The sequence below is a fragment of the Glutamicibacter sp. 2E12 genome (assembly GCF_050030965.1).
In the GTDB taxonomy this organism is placed as follows: Bacteria; Actinomycetota; Actinomycetes; order Actinomycetales; family Micrococcaceae; genus Glutamicibacter.
Window position 1 is genome coordinate 3,826,170 of sequence record NZ_CP188297.1, and the last position, 17,985, is coordinate 3,844,154.

The 17,985-nt window shown below is 53.0% G+C and carries 13 protein-coding genes; 2 read left to right on the forward strand and 11 right to left on the reverse strand.

Translation table 11 applies throughout. The features are described 5' to 3' along the window. Nucleotides 1-38 precede the first annotated feature (38 nt). The 4 genes from ACP3TE_RS18140 to ACP3TE_RS18155 form a co-directional block, all read right to left on the reverse strand. Nucleotides 39-803 (reverse strand): fumarylacetoacetate hydrolase family protein, encoded by a 765-nt coding sequence (locus ACP3TE_RS18140; protein ID WP_105661153.1) that lies wholly within the window; start codon nt 801-803, stop codon nt 39-41. Between the two features lie 130 nt (nt 804-933). After that, entirely contained in the window at nt 934-3,105 is a 2,172-nt protein-coding gene (locus ACP3TE_RS18145) for a hypothetical protein (protein ID WP_426734655.1), read from the reverse strand. A gap of 155 nt (nt 3,106-3,260) precedes the next feature. Beyond that, nucleotides 3,261-4,355 carry a branched-chain amino acid aminotransferase gene (locus ACP3TE_RS18150; RefSeq protein ID WP_426734657.1) on the reverse strand — a complete coding sequence of 365 codons (1,095 nt, stop codon included), beginning with the start codon at nt 4,353-4,355 and terminating at the stop codon, nt 3,261-3,263. A 115-nt stretch (nt 4,356-4,470) separates the two neighbouring features. Next, a complete protein-coding gene (locus ACP3TE_RS18155) occupies nt 4,471-5,529 on the reverse strand; it encodes a 3-isopropylmalate dehydrogenase (RefSeq protein WP_426734658.1) in 1,059 nt (352 codons plus the stop codon). A 183-nt stretch (nt 5,530-5,712) separates the two neighbouring features. Here ACP3TE_RS18155 and ACP3TE_RS18160 point away from each other — a divergent pair, with 183 nt between their 5' ends. After that, nucleotides 5,713-6,945: a sensor histidine kinase gene (locus ACP3TE_RS18160; protein WP_426734660.1), complete on the forward strand. Its 1,233-nt coding sequence runs from the start codon at nt 5,713-5,715 to the stop codon at nt 6,943-6,945. A 7-nt stretch (nt 6,946-6,952) separates the two neighbouring features. After that, nucleotides 6,953-7,645, forward strand: a complete 693-nt coding sequence (locus ACP3TE_RS18165; RefSeq protein WP_426734661.1) for a response regulator — start codon at nt 6,953-6,955, stop codon at nt 7,643-7,645. A gap of 75 nt (nt 7,646-7,720) precedes the next feature. On the opposite strand, the gene metG is transcribed toward ACP3TE_RS18165, so the two are convergent. The 7 genes from metG to ACP3TE_RS18200 form a co-directional block, all read right to left on the reverse strand. Then, nucleotides 7,721-9,271 (reverse strand): methionine--tRNA ligase, encoded by a 1,551-nt coding sequence (gene metG / locus ACP3TE_RS18170; protein WP_426734663.1) that lies wholly within the window; start codon nt 9,269-9,271, stop codon nt 7,721-7,723. A 57-nt stretch (nt 9,272-9,328) separates the two neighbouring features. Continuing rightward, complete coding sequence (locus ACP3TE_RS18175; protein WP_105659140.1) at nt 9,329-10,336, reverse strand: NYN domain-containing protein; 1,008 nt, start codon at nt 10,334-10,336, stop codon at nt 9,329-9,331. A gap of 122 nt (nt 10,337-10,458) precedes the next feature. Then, nucleotides 10,459-11,643 (reverse strand): non-hydrolyzing UDP-N-acetylglucosamine 2-epimerase, encoded by a 1,185-nt coding sequence (wecB, locus tag ACP3TE_RS18180; protein WP_426734665.1) that lies wholly within the window; start codon nt 11,641-11,643, stop codon nt 10,459-10,461. Nucleotides 11,644-11,671: 28 nt separating this feature from the next. Then, the gene (gene wecC, locus ACP3TE_RS18185; RefSeq protein ID WP_426736256.1) at nt 11,672-12,904 is read right to left on the reverse strand and encodes a UDP-N-acetyl-D-mannosamine dehydrogenase; all 1,233 of its coding nucleotides are present in this window, start codon (nt 12,902-12,904) and stop codon (nt 11,672-11,674) included. Between the two features lie 132 nt (nt 12,905-13,036). Then, nucleotides 13,037-14,869 (reverse strand): glycosyltransferase family 4 protein, encoded by a 1,833-nt coding sequence (locus ACP3TE_RS18190; protein ID WP_426734667.1) that lies wholly within the window; start codon nt 14,867-14,869, stop codon nt 13,037-13,039. After that, nucleotides 14,793-15,968, reverse strand: a complete 1,176-nt coding sequence (locus ACP3TE_RS18195; RefSeq protein WP_426736258.1) for a glycosyltransferase family 4 protein — start codon at nt 15,966-15,968, stop codon at nt 14,793-14,795. The genes ACP3TE_RS18190 and ACP3TE_RS18195 overlap by 77 nt, the downstream gene beginning before the upstream one ends. Before the next feature lie 50 nt (nt 15,969-16,018). Beyond that, entirely contained in the window at nt 16,019-17,932 is a 1,914-nt protein-coding gene (locus ACP3TE_RS18200) for a glycosyltransferase family protein (protein ID WP_426734668.1), read from the reverse strand. Between the last annotated feature and the right edge of the window lie 53 nt (nt 17,933-17,985).

Sequence of the window (17,985 nt, forward strand, 5' to 3'; positions counted from 1 at the left end):
ATTAGCGATCGAAAGCCTCACAACATCAGTGATGGTTCCTAGCGACGGAAGACGGTTCTCAATGAACCGATACCTTCGACTTCCACTTCTACAACGTCGCCTGCATTTACTAAGCCGACGCCCGCCGGGGTGCCGGTCATGATGACATCGCCTGGCAGCAAGGTGAAAGCTTCGGAAGCACGAGCAACCAATTCGTTGACTGGCCAGATCATGTCGTTGGTAGTTCCATCTTGGCGAACCTCTCCATTGACGCGGCTGATAATTCCCAGATCATCCGGGTCGGCAATCTCGGTCTCAATCCACGGGCCCAGCGGGCAAGAACCATCAAAGCCCTTGGCACGAGCCCATTGCGGATCGGTGCGCTGAGCATCGCGGGCGGTCAGATCGTTTGCTACCGTGTAGCCGAAGATCACGTCCTGCGCTTTGTCGGCTGGAACGTCCTTGCAAATACGGCCGATCACCACGGCAAGTTCACCTTCGAAGGAAACTTCATTTGAAAACGCCGGCAGGGTGACGGGGTCTCCATGGCCGACTACGGAAGTATTCGGCTTCAAGAACATCAGCGGCTCAGCAGGAACTTCATTTCCAAGTTCCTTGGCGTGCTCGCGGTACGTGCGGCCAAAGCCCACCACCTTTGAGCGAGGGATGATCGGGGCTACCAACCGAACATCATCCAAGGAGTGCGTAGCACCAGTGGTCTTGATCCCCTGGAAAAATGGATCTCCAGCCAAAACATGAATATCGTTACCGTCGACGACGCCGTACAGCGGGTCGCTATCTACTACAAATCGTGCAATGCGCATGAATACAAGCCTAAACTATGACGTCTCGGCTTTTCTTTCACTGCAGGAACTGCGACTGCGAAATACGGCTAATGAAGGGAAAGAAAATCCTCGGACGGCAATCCATCTCTGCTCGTCGCCGCGAACTTAGCTAGGGCAATTCCGGCTTCAGGGCAAGCTGCACCAGTGTGGTTTGATTTAGAATCCCGTACACGTGGCCGTCGGCACCAACGGTCAATCTGGTGCCATGCCGGTCATGGCTTCGTGTGGACGCAACGGAATGAGTAGTTCCTGCAACATAATCCAACACTGTTATTCCGCCCCCTGCAGCATGAACCATCTTCTGCCCATCCGGCGTTACCCTTACGTCTGCAGCTAGCCATCCAGGACGATAGGAAGTGTTTTTAACGTTGTTGACGATATGCCGTTTCTTCAACTGTCCGCTGTCCAAGTCCAGCAAGGCCACACCTTGCAGATCGGCTACGGCCAGCCAACCGCCGGTAATCGCAGGTGAATACAACGCGCCCGCGGATTCCACAGGACTTGTTTCCCAGAGGATCTTGCGGGACGCTATGTGCATCTTGAAGACCTTGGCAGGACTTTTCGTATCTTCAACGCCATATCCGTTGCGCACCGAAGTGGTGCCATAGAGATGCGATTCATCGGCGGCTAGCCCGATGATGGAATGGCCTGAAACGAATCCTTTGCCATCCCCGTCAAGAACCCAAGAGACCGTATCAGTAGCAGGATCAATCTTCCCCAGAACACCGCCTGAGACTCCATATTCCGGAACAGTTCCGAAAAACACGCTGGATGAATTCGATGCCCAGCCGAAGGGCCTCGATTGCGAGTACTCGGTGAGCAGACGTGCAATGCGGTCGTATTTTCTGTCGGCATTGTTTTGAGGTGTTTCCATGAGGACCAGGTCAGCGCTACCGTAGGAACCGATATAGGTCTTGTTCTGGTCGTATTCGACCATTCCTTCGATCTGGTTGATCACCTGCTCGTCATCGCCGGAGTTCCAACGAACGCCAGTTTCCGGATTCAATGCGGCGACACCGTTCGCCTTGTATCCTCCGATATAGATGTTTCCGTCACTGTGTCCGAGCAGCGATTGGATCTTGATGGCGCTCGGGGTCAATCGGATTTCGCGGGTAGCGCGTACGCGATTCAAACCCAGATCGAATGTTTCACAGAGAATCCCATCGGTTGTCGTACTGATGATGAGGATGCGCCCATTCTGCGGAATGATGCACAAGATGCCGCGCGCCTCGACTTTTCCGAGCTGCTTGTCGTCCATTCCCTGGAATGCAGTTGAATGCAGATGGCCGGCAGTGATGCTGAAGAATCTCCCCGAACTGGCCTTGGAAATCTCGCGCGATGCCCATACCCGGGTCACTGGCTCGTGCCATTTCATCGTCCGGGTATCGAGTATGAGTTGTTCGGAAACGGAGCTAACGGTAACAGCGAGGTAGTGCCCGATAGGGTCGATTGACCCAATGAATCCATGGGCCACATCCACTGGAAGGTTTATTTCACGTACTGCATCCGGCTTCCCCGCCTCAAAGGTGAATAACCTAGGATTCCGAGACCCCGTTCCCATCCATACCCTGCCCCGGCCATCCAATGCCAGCCGGCGGATATAGTCGGTGTCTTCGGCTACACGATCAAACACTCGAAGTTTCTTGCTTTCGACGTTGTAGTTGAAGCTTGCGCCGAGTGGATAGGTCCCTCCCCATAAATTGCCGCTCGAATCAAGCCGAAGCTCATATGCAACCGAGGCGCCTTCAACGTCCACCAGGGTATTGAACTGCTCAGGAATCGCTGGATTCCATGCGAGAACACTCCCGTCCACACTGACATATAGTCTTTGCCGGGGTTCATCCCAAACCATCGAATCAATTCCGTGCCCGCTGTCATCGGGCAAATTCAACGTGTGAATAGCGTTGCCGACGGAGGGATCGACTATTTGCAGTTCATTGATATGCCCGACAACAGACACCGCCAACCGAAGCTTCGAAGAATTGCGATAGTTGGTTAGAGGTACCGCCTCAAGAATCTTCAGCGTCGAATATGCTCTGCCGAAGACCTTTTCATGGCCACTAATTTCCTTCCCACTCTTCAGATTCGCTAAATACCGCATATCGGGAGTCGGTTTCGGCGTGGGGCTCGGAGACGGCGTCACTGAAGGAGCGCTAATCTCAGAGGCCCGACGGTCCGGGAAGAGGAAAGAAAGCCCTGCGGCGGTTCCACCAACAACAGCCAGACCGAGCAAGCTTCGTCTTGCAATGCTTCTATTTTCCCTGCGCTCTTCTCCAGACAAACATTACTCCGTTCGATCGGCCCCAGAACTTCTTGCAGCGGAGCAGCGTCTGCTACATACTGACGCTAGCAACTGCGTTTGCACATGACCAATTCGGTTTAAAAACCACTGGTCCCGAGACTATAAGTCTCGAGACCAGCAACCTTGAGGTAGCTTTACGCCAAAGGCTCCAGCCAACCGTGACGGTCTTCCACGGTACCCCGCTGAATTCCCAGCAGTTCTTCGCGAATGGACATGGTCACCTCACCGGCTGCAGCACTCTCATCACCAATGAGCTCTTCGCCGTTCTTCAGCAGGCCGATAGGGGTGATCACCGCCGCTGTACCGCAAGCAAAGACCTCGGCAATGTCGCCTGAGGCGATGCCTTCACGCCACTCATCCAGGGTGATCTTGCGTTCTTCCACCTCCATGCCGCGATCCTTCGCGAGCTGGATGACCGATGAACGGGTCACGCCTTCAAGAATGGTTCCGGTCAACGCTGGGGTCACCAGCTTGTTGTCCTTCGTTACGAAGAAGACATTCATGCCCCCGAGCTCTTCAACGGCATTGTCATTGAAGGAGTCAAGGAACAGAACCTGCTTGCAGCCGTTTTCTTCAGCTTCCAGCTGGGCTACGAGCGAGGCCGCGTAGTTGCCACCGCACTTAGCCGAACCTGTACCGCCTCGGCCTGCTCGTGCGTAGTTCTTCGATACCCAAATAGCCACTGGCTTGAGTTCGCCACCGAAGTAATTACCTGCTGGAGAAGCGATGACGCGGTAGGAAACCTCACGCGCTGCACGCACACCAAGGAATGCTTCGGTAGCAATCATGAATGGACGCAGGTACAGGGCTTCACCGTCACCGGTAGGAACCCAATCGATATCCGTTGCTACCAGCTTGCGCAGCGAGTCGACGAAAACGTCTTCATCCAGCTGCGGGAGTGCTAGGCGCTGAGCCGACTTATTCATGCGGGCAGCGTTGGCCTGCGGGCGGAAAGTCCATACCGAACCATCGGCATGGCGGTAGGCCTTCAGGCCTTCGAAGATTTCCTGGCCATAATGCAGGACCGAAGCGGCCGGGTCCATGGCGATAGGGCCGTATGGCTCAATTCGAGCATCATGCCATTCACCGTTACGGCCGCTATCGTCTGCTGACCAGTCGATGACTGCGGTGTGGTCAGTGAAGAAGTCTCCGAACCCAGGATTAGCCAAGACGCCGGCTCGGTCCTGTTCGCTCTTGCGATTCGTTGAGAGATTTTCGGTGAATTCCATCTACCCTGGACTTCCTAGTTCAATAAACAAAGAACGGATGCTCCACGCCTCAGCGGAACATCCGTTCGTGGAATTTGCTACTGGCTATTAGCTAACCAGAAACGTCACTTTCAGCTTATGCCAGTAACGCCACAATTGCATCGCCAATTTCACTTGTGGTGCGATTATCGGTCAATTCTTGACGTGAAGTGATCTCTTTTTCAACAGCTTGCTCAACTGTGCGAGCTTCTTCAGCCAACCCGAGGTGATCAAGCATCAGTGCCACGGACAGAATCGCCGCGGTTGGGTCTGCCTTCTGCTGGCCGGCAATATCAGGAGCCGAACCATGAACCGGCTCAAACATCGATGGGTAGGTACGGTCCATATTGATGTTGCCACTGGCGGCCAAGCCAATACCACCGGTAATGGCGCCGGCCTGGTCAGTGAGGATGTCGCCAAAGAGGTTGTCAGTGACAATCACATCGAAACGCGATGGGTCCGTGGTCAGGAAGATGGTAGCCGCATCCACGTGCAGGTAATCGTGGGTAACCTCTGGGAATTCCTGTGCCACCATTTCGACAGTGCGCTTCCACAAATGCCCCGCGTGCACCAGCACGTTGTGCTTGTGCACCAGGGTGACACGCTTGCGTTCACGCTCTGATGCGCGGCGGAAGGCGTCGCGGACAACACGTTCCACGCCGTAGGCGGTATTCACCGATACTTCGGTAGCGATTTCATGCGCGGTGCCCGTGCGCACCGAACCGCCGTTGCCTACATAGGGGCCTTCGGTACCTTCGCGAACCACCACGAAGTCAATTTCACCGGGGTTAGCCAGGGGGCTCTCAATTCCAGGATAGAGCTTAGCCGGACGCAGATTCACGAAATGATCCAGCGAGAAGCGGAGCTTCAAAAGCATTTCGCGCTCGATAATTCCTGACGGAATGCGCGTATCTCCAGGGGCAGCGCCAACCGCGCCGAAGAGAATCGCATCGTGCTTCTTGAGAGCTTCCAGCGTCGCTTCCGGAAGTGTTTCGCCAGTCGCCAGCCAATGTTCTGCACCAAGCTTGTAGTCAGTCAGCTTGATCTCGTTCTTGCCGCCGTTAGTGACGAACTTCAGAACCTTGACCGCTTCGGCAACAACTTCTGGGCCAATACCGTCACCCGGAATGACCGCAATATCAATTACATTTCCCATGGCACAGATTCTATCGACTAGCGTCCGCCATTTGAGAGTTCATCTCAAATAATGAGATCTGATGAGTTTCCGCCGACATATTTCCTCCCCGGGCATGAGGCATCGCCGTCTTCATTGCCGATAACCTTGGATAAACAGATCCTTTGCTTCGCTATACGGATCAACAGCTACTAACACGTCGAATTGCAGGAACTCTTGATCTTTGCCAATCCCCACCGTCGAATTGACGGTTGGATCCGCGAGAATCCCGGACGGGTAGATTTCATCACCGGCCTGCTGTACACGCTGTTCTGCATACCGGCCGCTCTCAGCCTCGCTTCTTCGATGTCAGTTGCCGCCGTTCTCGCCGTGCTGAGCCTTTCTCTTCTCCAGTCAGCTCCGCTGATGGTGCGGCGTCGCTGCCCATGGGCAGCGACCCTCGTTGTCGCCACCGGGCATGTATTGCAACTGGGCTTTGACGGGCTAATGATGTTCTCGCAAGTATCCGTTCCGATCATGGTTTACACCATGGCTGTCTACGGGAAACGCTGGCAGTCATTCAGCACGCTGGGGCTGGGCCTGATTGGCGCGTTGTTGGCGACGTTCAGCATGTTCGGCGCCTCAAGGTACTCACCGGATCCATCCCCCGTCTTCACCTTCGACATGATGATTTCTTTCGTGGGTCTTGCATTGGTTGTCACCCTTTCCTGGACCTTCGGTGACTTAGCGCGAACGAGGCGCCTGGCCATGAAGTCCCTGAAGGATCATGCCGAACGCCTCGAGAAAGAACGCCTCACCGAGCGCGCCCTGGCAGCTTCCGACGAGAGAAACCACATTGCCCGCGAGATGCATGACATCGTGGCCCATTCGCTCTCTGTCATCATCACCCAGGCCAACGGGGCACGATATGCGGCGGCGAAAGACCCGGAGATTGCCATCGAGACCCTGAAGACAGTTTCAGACACTGGCCGCGCATCGCTGAAAGAAATGCGCAGGCTTCTGGGAGTTCTACGCAAGGACGAGGAATTGGAGAATCGCCCTCTTCCGTCATTGGCAAACGTACCTGAACTCGTGGAAAGCGTTGCCGTGTCCGGACTGAATGTCCATCTCGAAACTTCTGGAACGCCGCGGAAAGAACTACCGGCAGGCGCGGAGCTCACAATCTATCGATGCGTTCAAGAATCACTCACGAATGTCATTAAGCATGCTGGTCCGGATACACAGACCCAAGTCCATATTGAGTGGACTTCCCGGGGCTTGAATTTGAGCGTCAGCGACGATGGGCGAGGTGCCGGTTCCATCGTCCTCGAAGGCGTAGGACAAGGTCTGCAGGGAATGAAAGAACGCGTAGCCTTATATGAAGGTACCTGCACTGCACTCCCCCGGACCGGTGGCGGTTTCACCGTTAATGTTTCCATCCCTTACACCGAGGACTAATATTCAAATGCCTAAAACAGATGCCATCAAGGTCGGCCTGGTCGATGATCAGCTCTTGGTTCGCAGTGGCTTCAGAATGCTCATTAATTCCCAAGAGGATATGGAAGTCATTGTTGAAGCTGGCAATGGCCGTGAAGCACTAGCTGCACCACTGATGGCTCAGGCGGATGTCATCTTGATGGACGTGCGAATGCCGGAAATGGACGGCATCGAAGCTACCGAACGCCTATTGGATCCAGATAAGAAGGCCGCGGATGGTCCCAAGATCATCGTGCTGACGACTTTCGACATGGACGAATATGCGCTAAGCGCCATTCAAGCCGGCGCAAGCGGCTTTCTTTTGAAGGATGCGCCCCCAGAAGAACTCTTGGAGTCAGTACGCACCGTCAATCGAGGAGATGCCGTCATAGCGCCATCGACCACTCGACGGTTGCTGGACCACATGGCGCCAATGCTCAAGAAGAGCTCGTCACAGCACAAGGATCACCTAATTGCAGCTGTTGAATCGCTGACACCTCGCGAGCGGGAAGTGTTTGGCTTGATTGCAGAAGGCTTTTCCAACCCGGAAATCGCAGAAAAACTATTCCTGTCAGAAGCCACAGTCAAAACCCATGTGGGCCATATTCTGGCCAAACTGGAAGCTCGTGACCGGGTCCAGGCTGTAGTCATCGCCTACCAGACCGGAGTAGTCACACCCTGACTGAATGAAAAATTGAGGTGTTCTGCTCTGATTCCGAATCAAGCAGAACACCTCAATTTCCTCTCAGGAAAATTTTTACTTCTCTTCCTCGTAGCGTGGGAACACAGGAGAAGGAGCTGGGAGCTCAGTGCCTGGGACCAAAGCGCTATCAAAGGACTCAAAGGTTCGCGCCGAACCTTCACCAACTGCCAACGCATTGAGCATAGAAGTCATGGCCTGCGGCAATACTGGCTGAAGCAGCAACGCCACCTTGCGGACAATCTCAATGGTCACGTACAAGACAGTAGCCATACGCTCGGGATCGGTCTTCTTCAGCTTCCATGGCTCCTGCTCAGCGAAGTAGGCATTGGTATCGCCCAGAACGTGCCAAACGGATTCAAGTGCCTTGCTAAATTCCTGACGCGAGAAAGCATCGCGGTTGATCTCCAGCAGCTTGCCGGCTGCTTCCACAATCTGCTGATCAGCTTCCAGCAATTCGCCCGGGGTCGGGACTACTCCCCCACAGTTCTTTGCGACCATCGAAAGTGAACGCTGTGCAAGGTTGCCGAAGTTATTGGCCAGGTCACCGTTAATACGGGCAACGATGGTCTCGTGGTTGTAGCTGCCATCGGCACCGAACGGAACTTCCCGCAGGAAGAAGTAGCGCACCTGGTCCAGGCCATAACGGTTCACAAAATCATCTGGGGAAACAGTGTTGCCCAGGGATTTGGACATCTTCACACCGTTATTGTGCAGGAATCCATGGATCATGACGCGCTTAGGCAATGGCAGTTTTGCAGACATCAAGAATGCTGGCCAGTAGATCGCGTGGAATCGCGAGATGTCTTTGCCGATCACGTGGACATCTGCCGGCCAGTATTTCTGGAAAGAAGCAGACTCAACGTCCGGGAATCCAACGCCCGTCAGGTAATTGGTCAGCGCGTCTACCCACACGTACATGACATGCTTCTCGTTGCCCGGTACCGGGATACCCCAGTCAAAAGTTGTTCGAGAGATCGAAAGGTCCATCAGACCGCCTTCGACAAACCGTACTACTTCATTGAAGCGGGAACGTGGCGCGCCGAATTCAGGGTTGTTCTGGTAGTACTCCAGCAACTTGTCCTGGTATTTGGATAAGCGGAAGAAGTAGGACTCTTCTTCAGTCCAAGTAACTTCGGTGTCGGTTTCAACGGCATAACGAATACCGTCCTCGCGCACTTCCGTCTGGTCTTCGGTGTAGAAGGCCTCATCGCGTACCGAGTACCATCCTGCGTACTTATCCAAGTAAATGTCATCATTGGCTTCCATGCGGCGCCAGAGTTCCTGCGCAGCCGCATGATGGTCTGCATCAGTGGTACGGATGAAGCGGTCGTAGCTTGTACCCAGCTCATCATTCATGGCCTGGAATGCATCCGAGTTACGCTGGGCCAGCTGAGCCGGCGTGACCCCATGATTCTCTGCGGTCTGCATCATCTTCTGGCCATGCTCATCGGTGCCGGTCAGGAAGAAGACGTCAAAACCATCCAGGCGCTTGAATCGAGCCATAACGTCGGTAGCCACTACCTCGTAGGCATGCCCAATGTGCGGGGTACCGTTCGGGTAAGAAATAGCCGTGGTGATGTAAAAAGGTTTCTGCTGAGAAGTCACGATATAAATTTACCTTAGCTAGCGTCAGAAAGCGGATTTCCAGATTGTACTGACTCGTCACATGATCTTGCCCAAATACTCCCAGAAGGCGCCACGAAGTGTGCGGCGGATGATCTGCTGATCAGTTTTCCATTCCCCAAGCACTTGAGCGCAATCCTTGAGCAAAGTCCTGTCAATTTCGGGTGGCAGCTGCGGCTTGTCAGCAATTAGTTCTACTACGTCAGACTGTGTCGTGAAGGCAAGCCAGGATTCAGCAACCTTTGCGCCGATCTCTTCTGCAACCTTCAACTCTTGTTGCTCATAAGCCGCGGAACCCTGATAGCCAGAAGCTTCACCACCACTGGAGTAGATCACCACAGGTTCGGCTTCCGGTTCAACGGCTGGCCTGATAACTGGCTTCTGAGCCATGACGGCAGGAGTAGGAACCGATGGCTTCGCTGCTGGCTTTGCTTCTGTCTCCAAAGACGCACTAGCAATTAGAGACGTCTTTTCAGAATGATTCTTGTCCCATTCAAGAACCTTAGTGAATGCGCTATCCAATAGTTGATTCGGAACGATTTCAATGTAGTCAGCGGTCAAAGCCAGGTGTTCAGCCACCGAGGCTACTCCAAGACGGCTATCGGATTTCGCTACGCCTAGTAACACTACTTTCATGCCCAAGTCTTGCGCTTCTTCGACGGCCTCGGCGAGGTCGTCATCGCCGGAGACCAAGTAAGCAATTGATGCCGAGCCATTACGGGCAACCCCTACAAGGTCCAGCGCCAGTCTCAGGTCCACACCTTTTTGCTCGCCGTTATAAGAGATACGACCTAAGCGCACTTTAACGCCGGGTATCAAGCCAATCCGCTTATGCTGCTCAGTAAATAGCCCGTCTTTCGAGGCGTCATACCAATAAACGCGGAGGTTATTAAGACCTGTGTTCTTCTTTACGGTTTGCACGATCCCGCGTACCAGCGCCTCGTAATGTGTTGTGAAGGCTGATCTTAAGGTTGTTCCGGCGGCACGATGACCGCCTAGTGAGAGCAGAAATCCGGCATCAATAAATATTGCAGTTTGATTCATCATGATTCGATCGTACTGATAAAACTATGCAAACCATATTGAAAGGTTCTGCAACGCATGACTCTTTCCGGTGTAAACCAGAAAAGACCAGTTCAACTGGTGTTGAACTGGTCTTTTGAACTGAACTAGATGCTGGTTGCTCGCATCATGTCTTCTGGATCTGACAGACTGGAATCGAATTCCTCGATACGCGAACCTACGCCAAGCAATTCTGCAATTGCAGCGACGGTACGTACGGAAGCCCTGCCATCACCGTAAGGGTTTACAGCGTTAGCCATCTCGTTGTAAGCCGCTTCATCATGCAACAGCTCAGTGACCGATTCGAAGATGCGCTTCTCATCGGTGCCGATCAGGCGTACGGTACCCGCGGTAACAGCTTCAGGACGCTCGGTGTTCAGGCGCATGACCAGAACAGGCTTGCCGAGGCTTGGAGCCTCTTCCTGGACGCCACCGGAATCGGTCAAGACGACGGTCGATGCATCAATGATGCGAGTGAATTCGCCGTAAGCCAGCGGCTCGGTCAAAGTCACGTTAGGCAGTCCATCGATTTCCGGAAGCAACGCTTCGCGAACCGCAGGGTTGCGATGCAACGGCAAGATGAATTCAACATCTGGTTCCGCCTTGGAGAGCTTTGCCAATGCACGGCCGATGCCGCGCATTGGTTCGCCTTGGTTCTCACGACGGTGCGTCGTCACCAGAACGATGCGCTTGTCAGAAGAAACCAATTCTTCCAACTTGGGATCCGAGAAAGGAACCTTTTTTTCGACAACAGTCAGCAGTGCGTCAATGACAGAGTTACCGGTGATAACGATGTCATTTCCCTTGAACGTTTCACGCTCAAGGTTACGCTTGCTCAACGACGTTGGAGCCAAATGCAGGCTGGCGATCTGGCTGGTCAGCTTGCGGTTGGCTTCCTCCGGGAATGGAGAGAAGATGTCATAGCTTCGAAGTCCAGCCTCAGCGTGAACCACTGGGATACCACGGTAGAAAGCCGCGATTGCACCAGCCGTCGAAGTGGTGGTGTCGCCCTGGACCACTACAGCGTCAGGCTTTTCCTTTTCGAAAATCTCGTCAAGACCAGCAATCGTCTTAGTAAGCAGACCATTCAGGGTCTGGCGCGGCTGAATGACATCCAAGTCATAGTCCGGCGTGATGCCAAAGAGCTCGTTAACCTGATCCAGCATTTCTCGGTGCTGTCCTGTTACGACAACAACGCATTCAAACTCGTCAGCTTCTTTCAAAGCCTTGACGATCGGCGCAACTTTGATGGCTTCAGGACGAGTGCCATAGATCGGCATGATCTTCTTCATAGATATATAACCTTGTCAGATTGGAGAACTAGCGCCAGAGACCGCGAGTGTCGATAACTTCTTTGCCGGCCAGTGCGGTTGCTGGTACGGACTTGAACTGGTCGTGGTCGACCAGTAAAGTAATTACGCTTGCCGATTCTAGAGCTTCATCGGTTGCAGCGAGATTCAGGTTGGGGATGCCCGCAAGATTCTTAGGCAATTCCTCTACGTGTGGCTCCACTGCAAAGAATTCGACGGTTGGGTTGGCTTCAGCCAACTTGCGAGCGATCGCAATGGATGGCGATTCACGCATGTCGTCAATGTTCGCCTTGAAAGCCAAACCCATGACCGCTATCTTGCCGTTGAAGGATGGGAGTTTGGTAGCTTCTACAACCTTGTCGATAACCCAGTTCGGCTTCGCATCGTTGGTGTTACGAGCCATGCGGATCAACTTTGATTCTTCAGGAGCAGCCGAGACAATGAACCATGGATCAACTGCGATGCAGTGACCGCCAACACCTGGACCGGGCTGAAGAATGTTTACTCGCGGGTGGCGATTGGCCAGTGAGATCAATTCCCAAACGTCAATGCCCAGCTTGTCGGAGATCACCGACAGTTCGTTAGCGAAGGCGATGTTCACGTCGCGGTACGAGTTCTCGACCAGCTTTGCCATTTCAGCAGTCTTAGCATCGGTGGTTAGGATAGCTGCCTGGCAGAAGGTCTCGTAAAGAGCCTTGGCCTTTTCCGCAGCTTCTGGGGTAATACCGCCGACGATACGGTCATTGGTGACCAACTCTTCCATGACGTGACCAGGAAGTACGCGCTCCGGGCAGTGTGCTACAAGCAGGCTGTCCTTGTTCAGGTCGGGACGCTTCTTCAGCAGGTAGTCGAAGAGATGCTGGGTTGCACCTGGAGGCGAGGTCGACTCGAGAATGACCAGTTCGCCGCCCTTGAGCTTTGGAGCAATGCCCTCTGCTGCAGCCTCAATGTAAGAAAGATCAGCGGTGTAATCATCGTTGAACGGAGTCGGCACAGCAACAATGTACGCTTCAGCTTCTGGAGTATCGAAGCTTGCAGACAAGGTACCGGCTGCCACCGCGGCGGAAACGAATTCGCCCAACGCCGGCTCTACGAACGGCACCTCGCCCTTGTTGACTGCCTCTACAGTTCGAGGAGTTACATCGACGCCTTTTACGGTGATGCCCTTCGAGGCAAGAATTGCAGCAGTTGGCAATCCGATGTAACCCAAACCGATTACGGCGACTTCTTTAATGTTGTTCACTAAAGTGACTTTCCTTCTGGTACGAGCGATGTTCCCTACGAAAGGGCCTGCAAGCTGATCTTGTAGCACAAGAATTGCAAGATTAGCCCTATAAACCATATCCCATCACTGGCATCAGCGACAGCCTCATTGTCACGGAGCTTTACTTATTACTCGCTCGTAAACTTGGACAATGCTATGCGCGTTTTGCTCCCAAGTTCTATTGGCAAGCACGAATTCCCGCCCTGACTTGCCCATGCGCTCAGCTGTCGCTGGGTTTAAAATCAATTTTTCGATATTTTCGGCCCACTCAGCCACATCCCCCGCAGGTATCAAGTGACCGTTCTCACCGTCAGCGATCAGCTCCTGCAAGGCAGGGAGATCGGATGCCAAGACAGGTACGTTCGACGCCATAGCTTCCACTGGTTTGAGCGGAGTTACCGAACGAGTAACAGCAGAGTCAATTCGTGGCACGACGAAAGCGTTCAACGCAGCATGATAGAGGTGCGACTGTTCCCGCGGAATGCGACCAGGAAACACACAACGCGTGGTGATGCCCAGACTTTTGGCTAGGCTGATCAGATTTTCACGATCCGTACCATCGCCAACGATCAACAAACGTAACTCCTTGTGCTGCTTTGCAAGTTCAGCAACAGCACGGACAACCGTCGAAAGCCCCTCATAAGGGACCAAGCTGCTAACCGTCCCCACATAAAATGCTTCAGAATCAAGGTCCAGCTGCGCACGAGCTTGGACCCTGGACACGGGTTCCTCTAGGAACTTTTCCCCTATCCCGTTCGGCAATATTGAAATTTTTGTCTCATCAACGCCGGCGTCGATCAGGTTGCGTTTCATGGCATCGCCCAAGGTGAAGACATGATCGGCATGCCGAGCTACAAACGCTTCGCGCTCCACGAATAGTCGGTATCGTTCTGAATCTTTCGAACTCTCGGGACGCGTAGAAAGCCACGTGTCTGCCAGCTGTCCGCGAACTTCGTAAACCCACGGTATACCGGTCGCTTTTGCAACGGACTTAACCGCTAGAGCGTTAGAAAAATCTGTCGTTGTGTGAAGTACAGAAGGCGCCTCTTGAAGGACTCTGCTCAGTAGGTCTTCAGCTTGTTGCTGGATTCTTCCGGTGAAGTCATGCTTCGCTGGAAAAGGCAGGCAGCGCTGGTATTCGATACCAGAAACCACGTCAGCTTCTGAGACGGATAGTTTGCCGATATTCAAGGGATAATTCACTCGGGTAAGTCCTTTGACTCCCCATCCTGCATCCCTTAATGACGCAAGAATTGAATGAGTTCGTTGTGCGTAACCGCTACCAGTGTGTGGCAACGAATTGGTAGCAACGTAAAGAACAGATCGAGTCGTGCTAGTCGATATACCGGCGGTACGCAGCGGAGAAAGACAAGGCTCTGCCCCCTTGAAGGATGCCAATTCTGATTCATAGTGACGAAGTTGACGGCCGCTGCGATTCTGCTGCAACAGCTCAATGGCATCTGTCATCCAGCCCAATGACCACAATAGACGGGCCTTGGCACGTACGTGGGCGATGGAAGGTTTGCCCCTATTGAGTAATTCTTCTGCAAGTTCCCACTCATTGGAAGCAATGCAAAGGTTAGCCAAGAATACTGATTGGCTTGGGTTGCTGTCGGAGCTTAACCATTCTCTGCAGGCAGAGAGCAGGGCACTAGTGTCATCCTTCAGCATGGCCGAGAGCGCGCGTAGCGGAATGCTGGATTTATCACTCCCAAGAGTAATAATCAACGAGCGTAGAACCGGGTTGGACTTGAAGCGGCGAGCAACTTGGAGCGCAAAATAAGTAGGATCATCAGCAATGTTGGAAAGTACCAAATTACCGGTGTTGATTGCATTCGGAATGACTTTTAGATTCAAAAGTTCTGCTCTATCTCTTGGAGTACGCATCGACGACTGCGCCCAGTAGTTCGGCATATTCCCGCCCGGCTTGACGTAGCGATCCATGTTTCCTGACCCAGTCGGTCCCGCGACGATCGGTCCGCAAAATTCCAGGGTTCGCAACCAAGTTGTTAATGTAAGCGGCCAAGGAAGGTACGTCTTGTTCAATCACAGTCCCAGCTTCGGAATCACGAATAATTTCCGCTGCTTCTCCTCTGACTAAGCCGCTGACGTGCTGATTCAAGTAAAGAAGTTCATAGATTTTCGAAGGCACTGTGTGGTTAAAGCTCGGCCAGTCAGGACGCAGAGAAACTAGGCATGTATCCGCCCACGAGTAATTTTCCAGTACTTCCTGGCCGTAGACAGGGTCTTGGAAGTCAATATCAAGCCCAAGATCCATCGCTAGGCTCATCAATTTACTCTTTTCAGTGCCCTGGCCAACAATGCGCAGACGTACAGATTCTGGTACGTACTCCATCGCTCGGATAACGGTCTCCAGACCCTGGCTCCGACCAATGTTCCCTAGATAGAGAATATGGAATTCGCCATCGATCTCGCGTTGAGAAACTGTAAGATCTTCGCGTTCGGTTTCAACGCCGTTGGTGATCGTGGCGACGTTCTTCACGCCATTTCGCTTCATCTTCCCCGCCAGGCCGTACGTCACCGTGACGAGCATATCGCTTTTATTCACAACGAAACTGATGATCTTCGAAATAGCTGGCTCGACCCAGCGGAACTTGATAACTTGTGATTCACTGAGCAAATCTGGCCAAGCATCCCGGAGGTCGACAACTAAGGGTACACCCCGTAAACGGCTGGCCACGAAGCCAACAATTAGCGTTGGAATTGCTGGGACAGTTGCGATAATAACGTCAGGCTTTTGCCCTCGGAATGCAGCAGGGACGCTCAGAACTGCATCAACGCCATGCTTCAATACTTTTCCGAGCATCGTTTTGGAACGACGCATTGATGGATAGTGCTGCAGCTTCAAATAATGATTATCAAGAAGACGACTTTGCCGTTTAGTTGCAATCCGATTTGATTTCGGGGTCACTACAGTAACTTCGTGCCCCAATTGCCCCAGTTCGTCGGCAATAATTGACCAGCGTCGCTGAGGTGGCGAGATCTCAGGCGTGAACGAGTGAGTCAGAAGCATAACTTTCATCTTCTTCACTCCCCTGATTTACCTCGTACTATTTGCACAATAAGACTTTCCTAGAAAAAGACATGTTTATCATTGCGTCCAAACCACTGAATACTACCAGTTGCAGTCAACTCCGCATCACTCAGATCCCAGGTATGCGCTAGCCCATCATTCCCGCGCATCTGGGTAAAGTTGAAACGGTCACTCGAATAAATGGTTCCTCCACGTTCAATGACGTCTTTTAGGAATCTTGTATCTTCGCCACGGTTACGTGTATCAAAGGGTGTCTCGCGGAAAACGTGCGCGCGGCCAAGCATCGTCGGACCCATCACGAGGTTTGTAAAGCGGTGCTCACGTTCGGCAAATCTCAGCAAAGTAGCATCTGAATCCGCGAGGTACATGTAATGCGCCTGCTTGCCTACTATCGAGGCGCCGCTGTATCGAAGCGCTGAAACTTGATCGAAGAGATAGTACTCCCCGTATAGGTCGTCATCATCCATTTTGGTGATGAAGTCGCCGTTGGCCATGGCCACCGCGGCGTTCAGGCAGTCACCCAAAGTATTTTCTTCACCCATCTCAAGCAGTTGGTAGTTCGCTACTCCAGCTGCTGATGCCATATCGGCCAGTTGTCCAGTGGCGGCCGAGAACTTGTGAGCCACGAGGACGAGCTCAACTTCAACATCCTTCTGTTTCCCTACAGTTTCGAATATATGCTGAAGCTGGTGAGGCCTTATGGTCGAAACAATCGCACTTACCTTTGGAGTACAGGACATGGACATTGGCTGACCCTGAGCAGAACGGAGCCCAACGAATTGTTCAACCTGTTGAGCACGATGCGCATAGGTATGGTTCTTCCAGATCCTGCGCTGACCCATATGGACCATTCGCTGGCGAAGTTCTGGGCTCCGAACCAAGCTGCGAATCGAGTTAGATGCTTGTTCCCTGGTGGATACCTGAAGTACCTCTGAAGGCGTGAAGAAATTCTCTATCGCAGCGCTTGGAGCCGAAATCACAGGAGTGCCAGCGGCGGTGATCTCGAATATTCGACGGGCACACATGCTTGGCGAATCGACCACGGAGTTGACGTTCAGAAAAACGTTGTAGTTCTTGTACGCAGAAAGCATCTTGTCATAGCCGAGCGAGCCGACAACATTCTGGTCATACGGTGCCGGGAACTGGTACTTCGCGTCTCCGCCGTGCTGCCGGGAGAAAATGTCTAGCCCGCTAGTGAGCTTTGGCGAGATATCCATGGCTCCGCCAAGCACGATCTCCATCTGTTCTTGTCGTTCGGGGTACTTGTCCGCAAAATACATTCCGGCGAAAGCTACATCTCGGCGTTCTTGGCTAAGTGTCCGTACCGGATTATGGAACTTCGGCTGAGCTGCAAAGCTCAACGCTGCGACCCGTTCATGGCCCAGTGCTTCATGGTATTCCGGAATTTTGCGGGAATCTGATGTGAAAACGACATCGAACAGCCTTGCAGAATCGAGGAAGTCGGCGAAGTGCGGTGGGTCTTCTTTATTCCAGAAAACTGCTGGAACAGATCGTTCTTTAAACGCTTCCACCATCTCGACAAACGCTGGTCGAGGTGCCGACGGACCGGTTAGGTGGTACTGCCAAGACTTGTTGTTTCCAGCCCAGGCCGACTCCGCGAAGAGAAGATCAAATTCTCGTGTTTCAAGTTCATCCTGCCATGAGCTGGGGGTGATAAAGGTGCAGTTCCATTCAGGCGCCCAAGCTTTCGCGCTGAAATCATCAAGAATGACGGCAACGTTTAACTTTCCATCGTGGTCCTCTGAAGGTTCAAATTCTACCGGTGGGAATTGCAGTCCAAGCAATTTCTCAACATCTGTTCGCAAGTAGCGCTGCTGTCCCCCGATGCGCAAATCATAGTTGCGGCGCTGGTACCACTCCTGCAATTGCTGCGGACCACCCTGGCGAAGATGCCAAAGTGCTTTTCGGAAGTCCCCTAATGCAATTTTCACTTCTCAACTCACTTTATCTTCAATGCAGACTAGATCAATAATACAGTGAGGTG

Bases quoted from the DNA above. Each gene is read 5' to 3' on its own strand.
- ACP3TE_RS18140 (WP_105661153.1), bottom strand. From the start codon at position 803: ATGCGCATTGCACGATTTGTAGTAGATAGCGACCCGCTGTACGGCGTC.
- wecB (WP_426734665.1), bottom strand. From the start codon at position 11,643: ATGAAGAAGATCATGCCGATCTATGGCACTCGTCCTGAAGCCATCAAA.
- ACP3TE_RS18165 (WP_426734661.1), top strand. From the start codon at position 6,953: ATGCCTAAAACAGATGCCATCAAGGTCGGCCTGGTCGATGATCAGCTC.
- ACP3TE_RS18175 (WP_105659140.1), bottom strand. From the start codon at position 10,336: ATGATGAATCAAACTGCAATATTTATTGATGCCGGATTTCTGCTCTCA.
- ACP3TE_RS18195 (WP_426736258.1), bottom strand. From the start codon at position 15,968: ATGAAAGTTATGCTTCTGACTCACTCGTTCACGCCTGAGATCTCGCCA.
- ACP3TE_RS18155 (WP_426734658.1), bottom strand. From the start codon at position 5,529: ATGGGAAATGTAATTGATATTGCGGTCATTCCGGGTGACGGTATTGGC.
- ACP3TE_RS18190 (WP_426734667.1), bottom strand. From the start codon at position 14,869: ATGGATCGCTACGTCAAGCCGGGCGGGAATATGCCGAACTACTGGGCG.
- ACP3TE_RS18150 (WP_426734657.1), bottom strand. From the start codon at position 4,355: ATGGAATTCACCGAAAATCTCTCAACGAATCGCAAGAGCGAACAGGAC.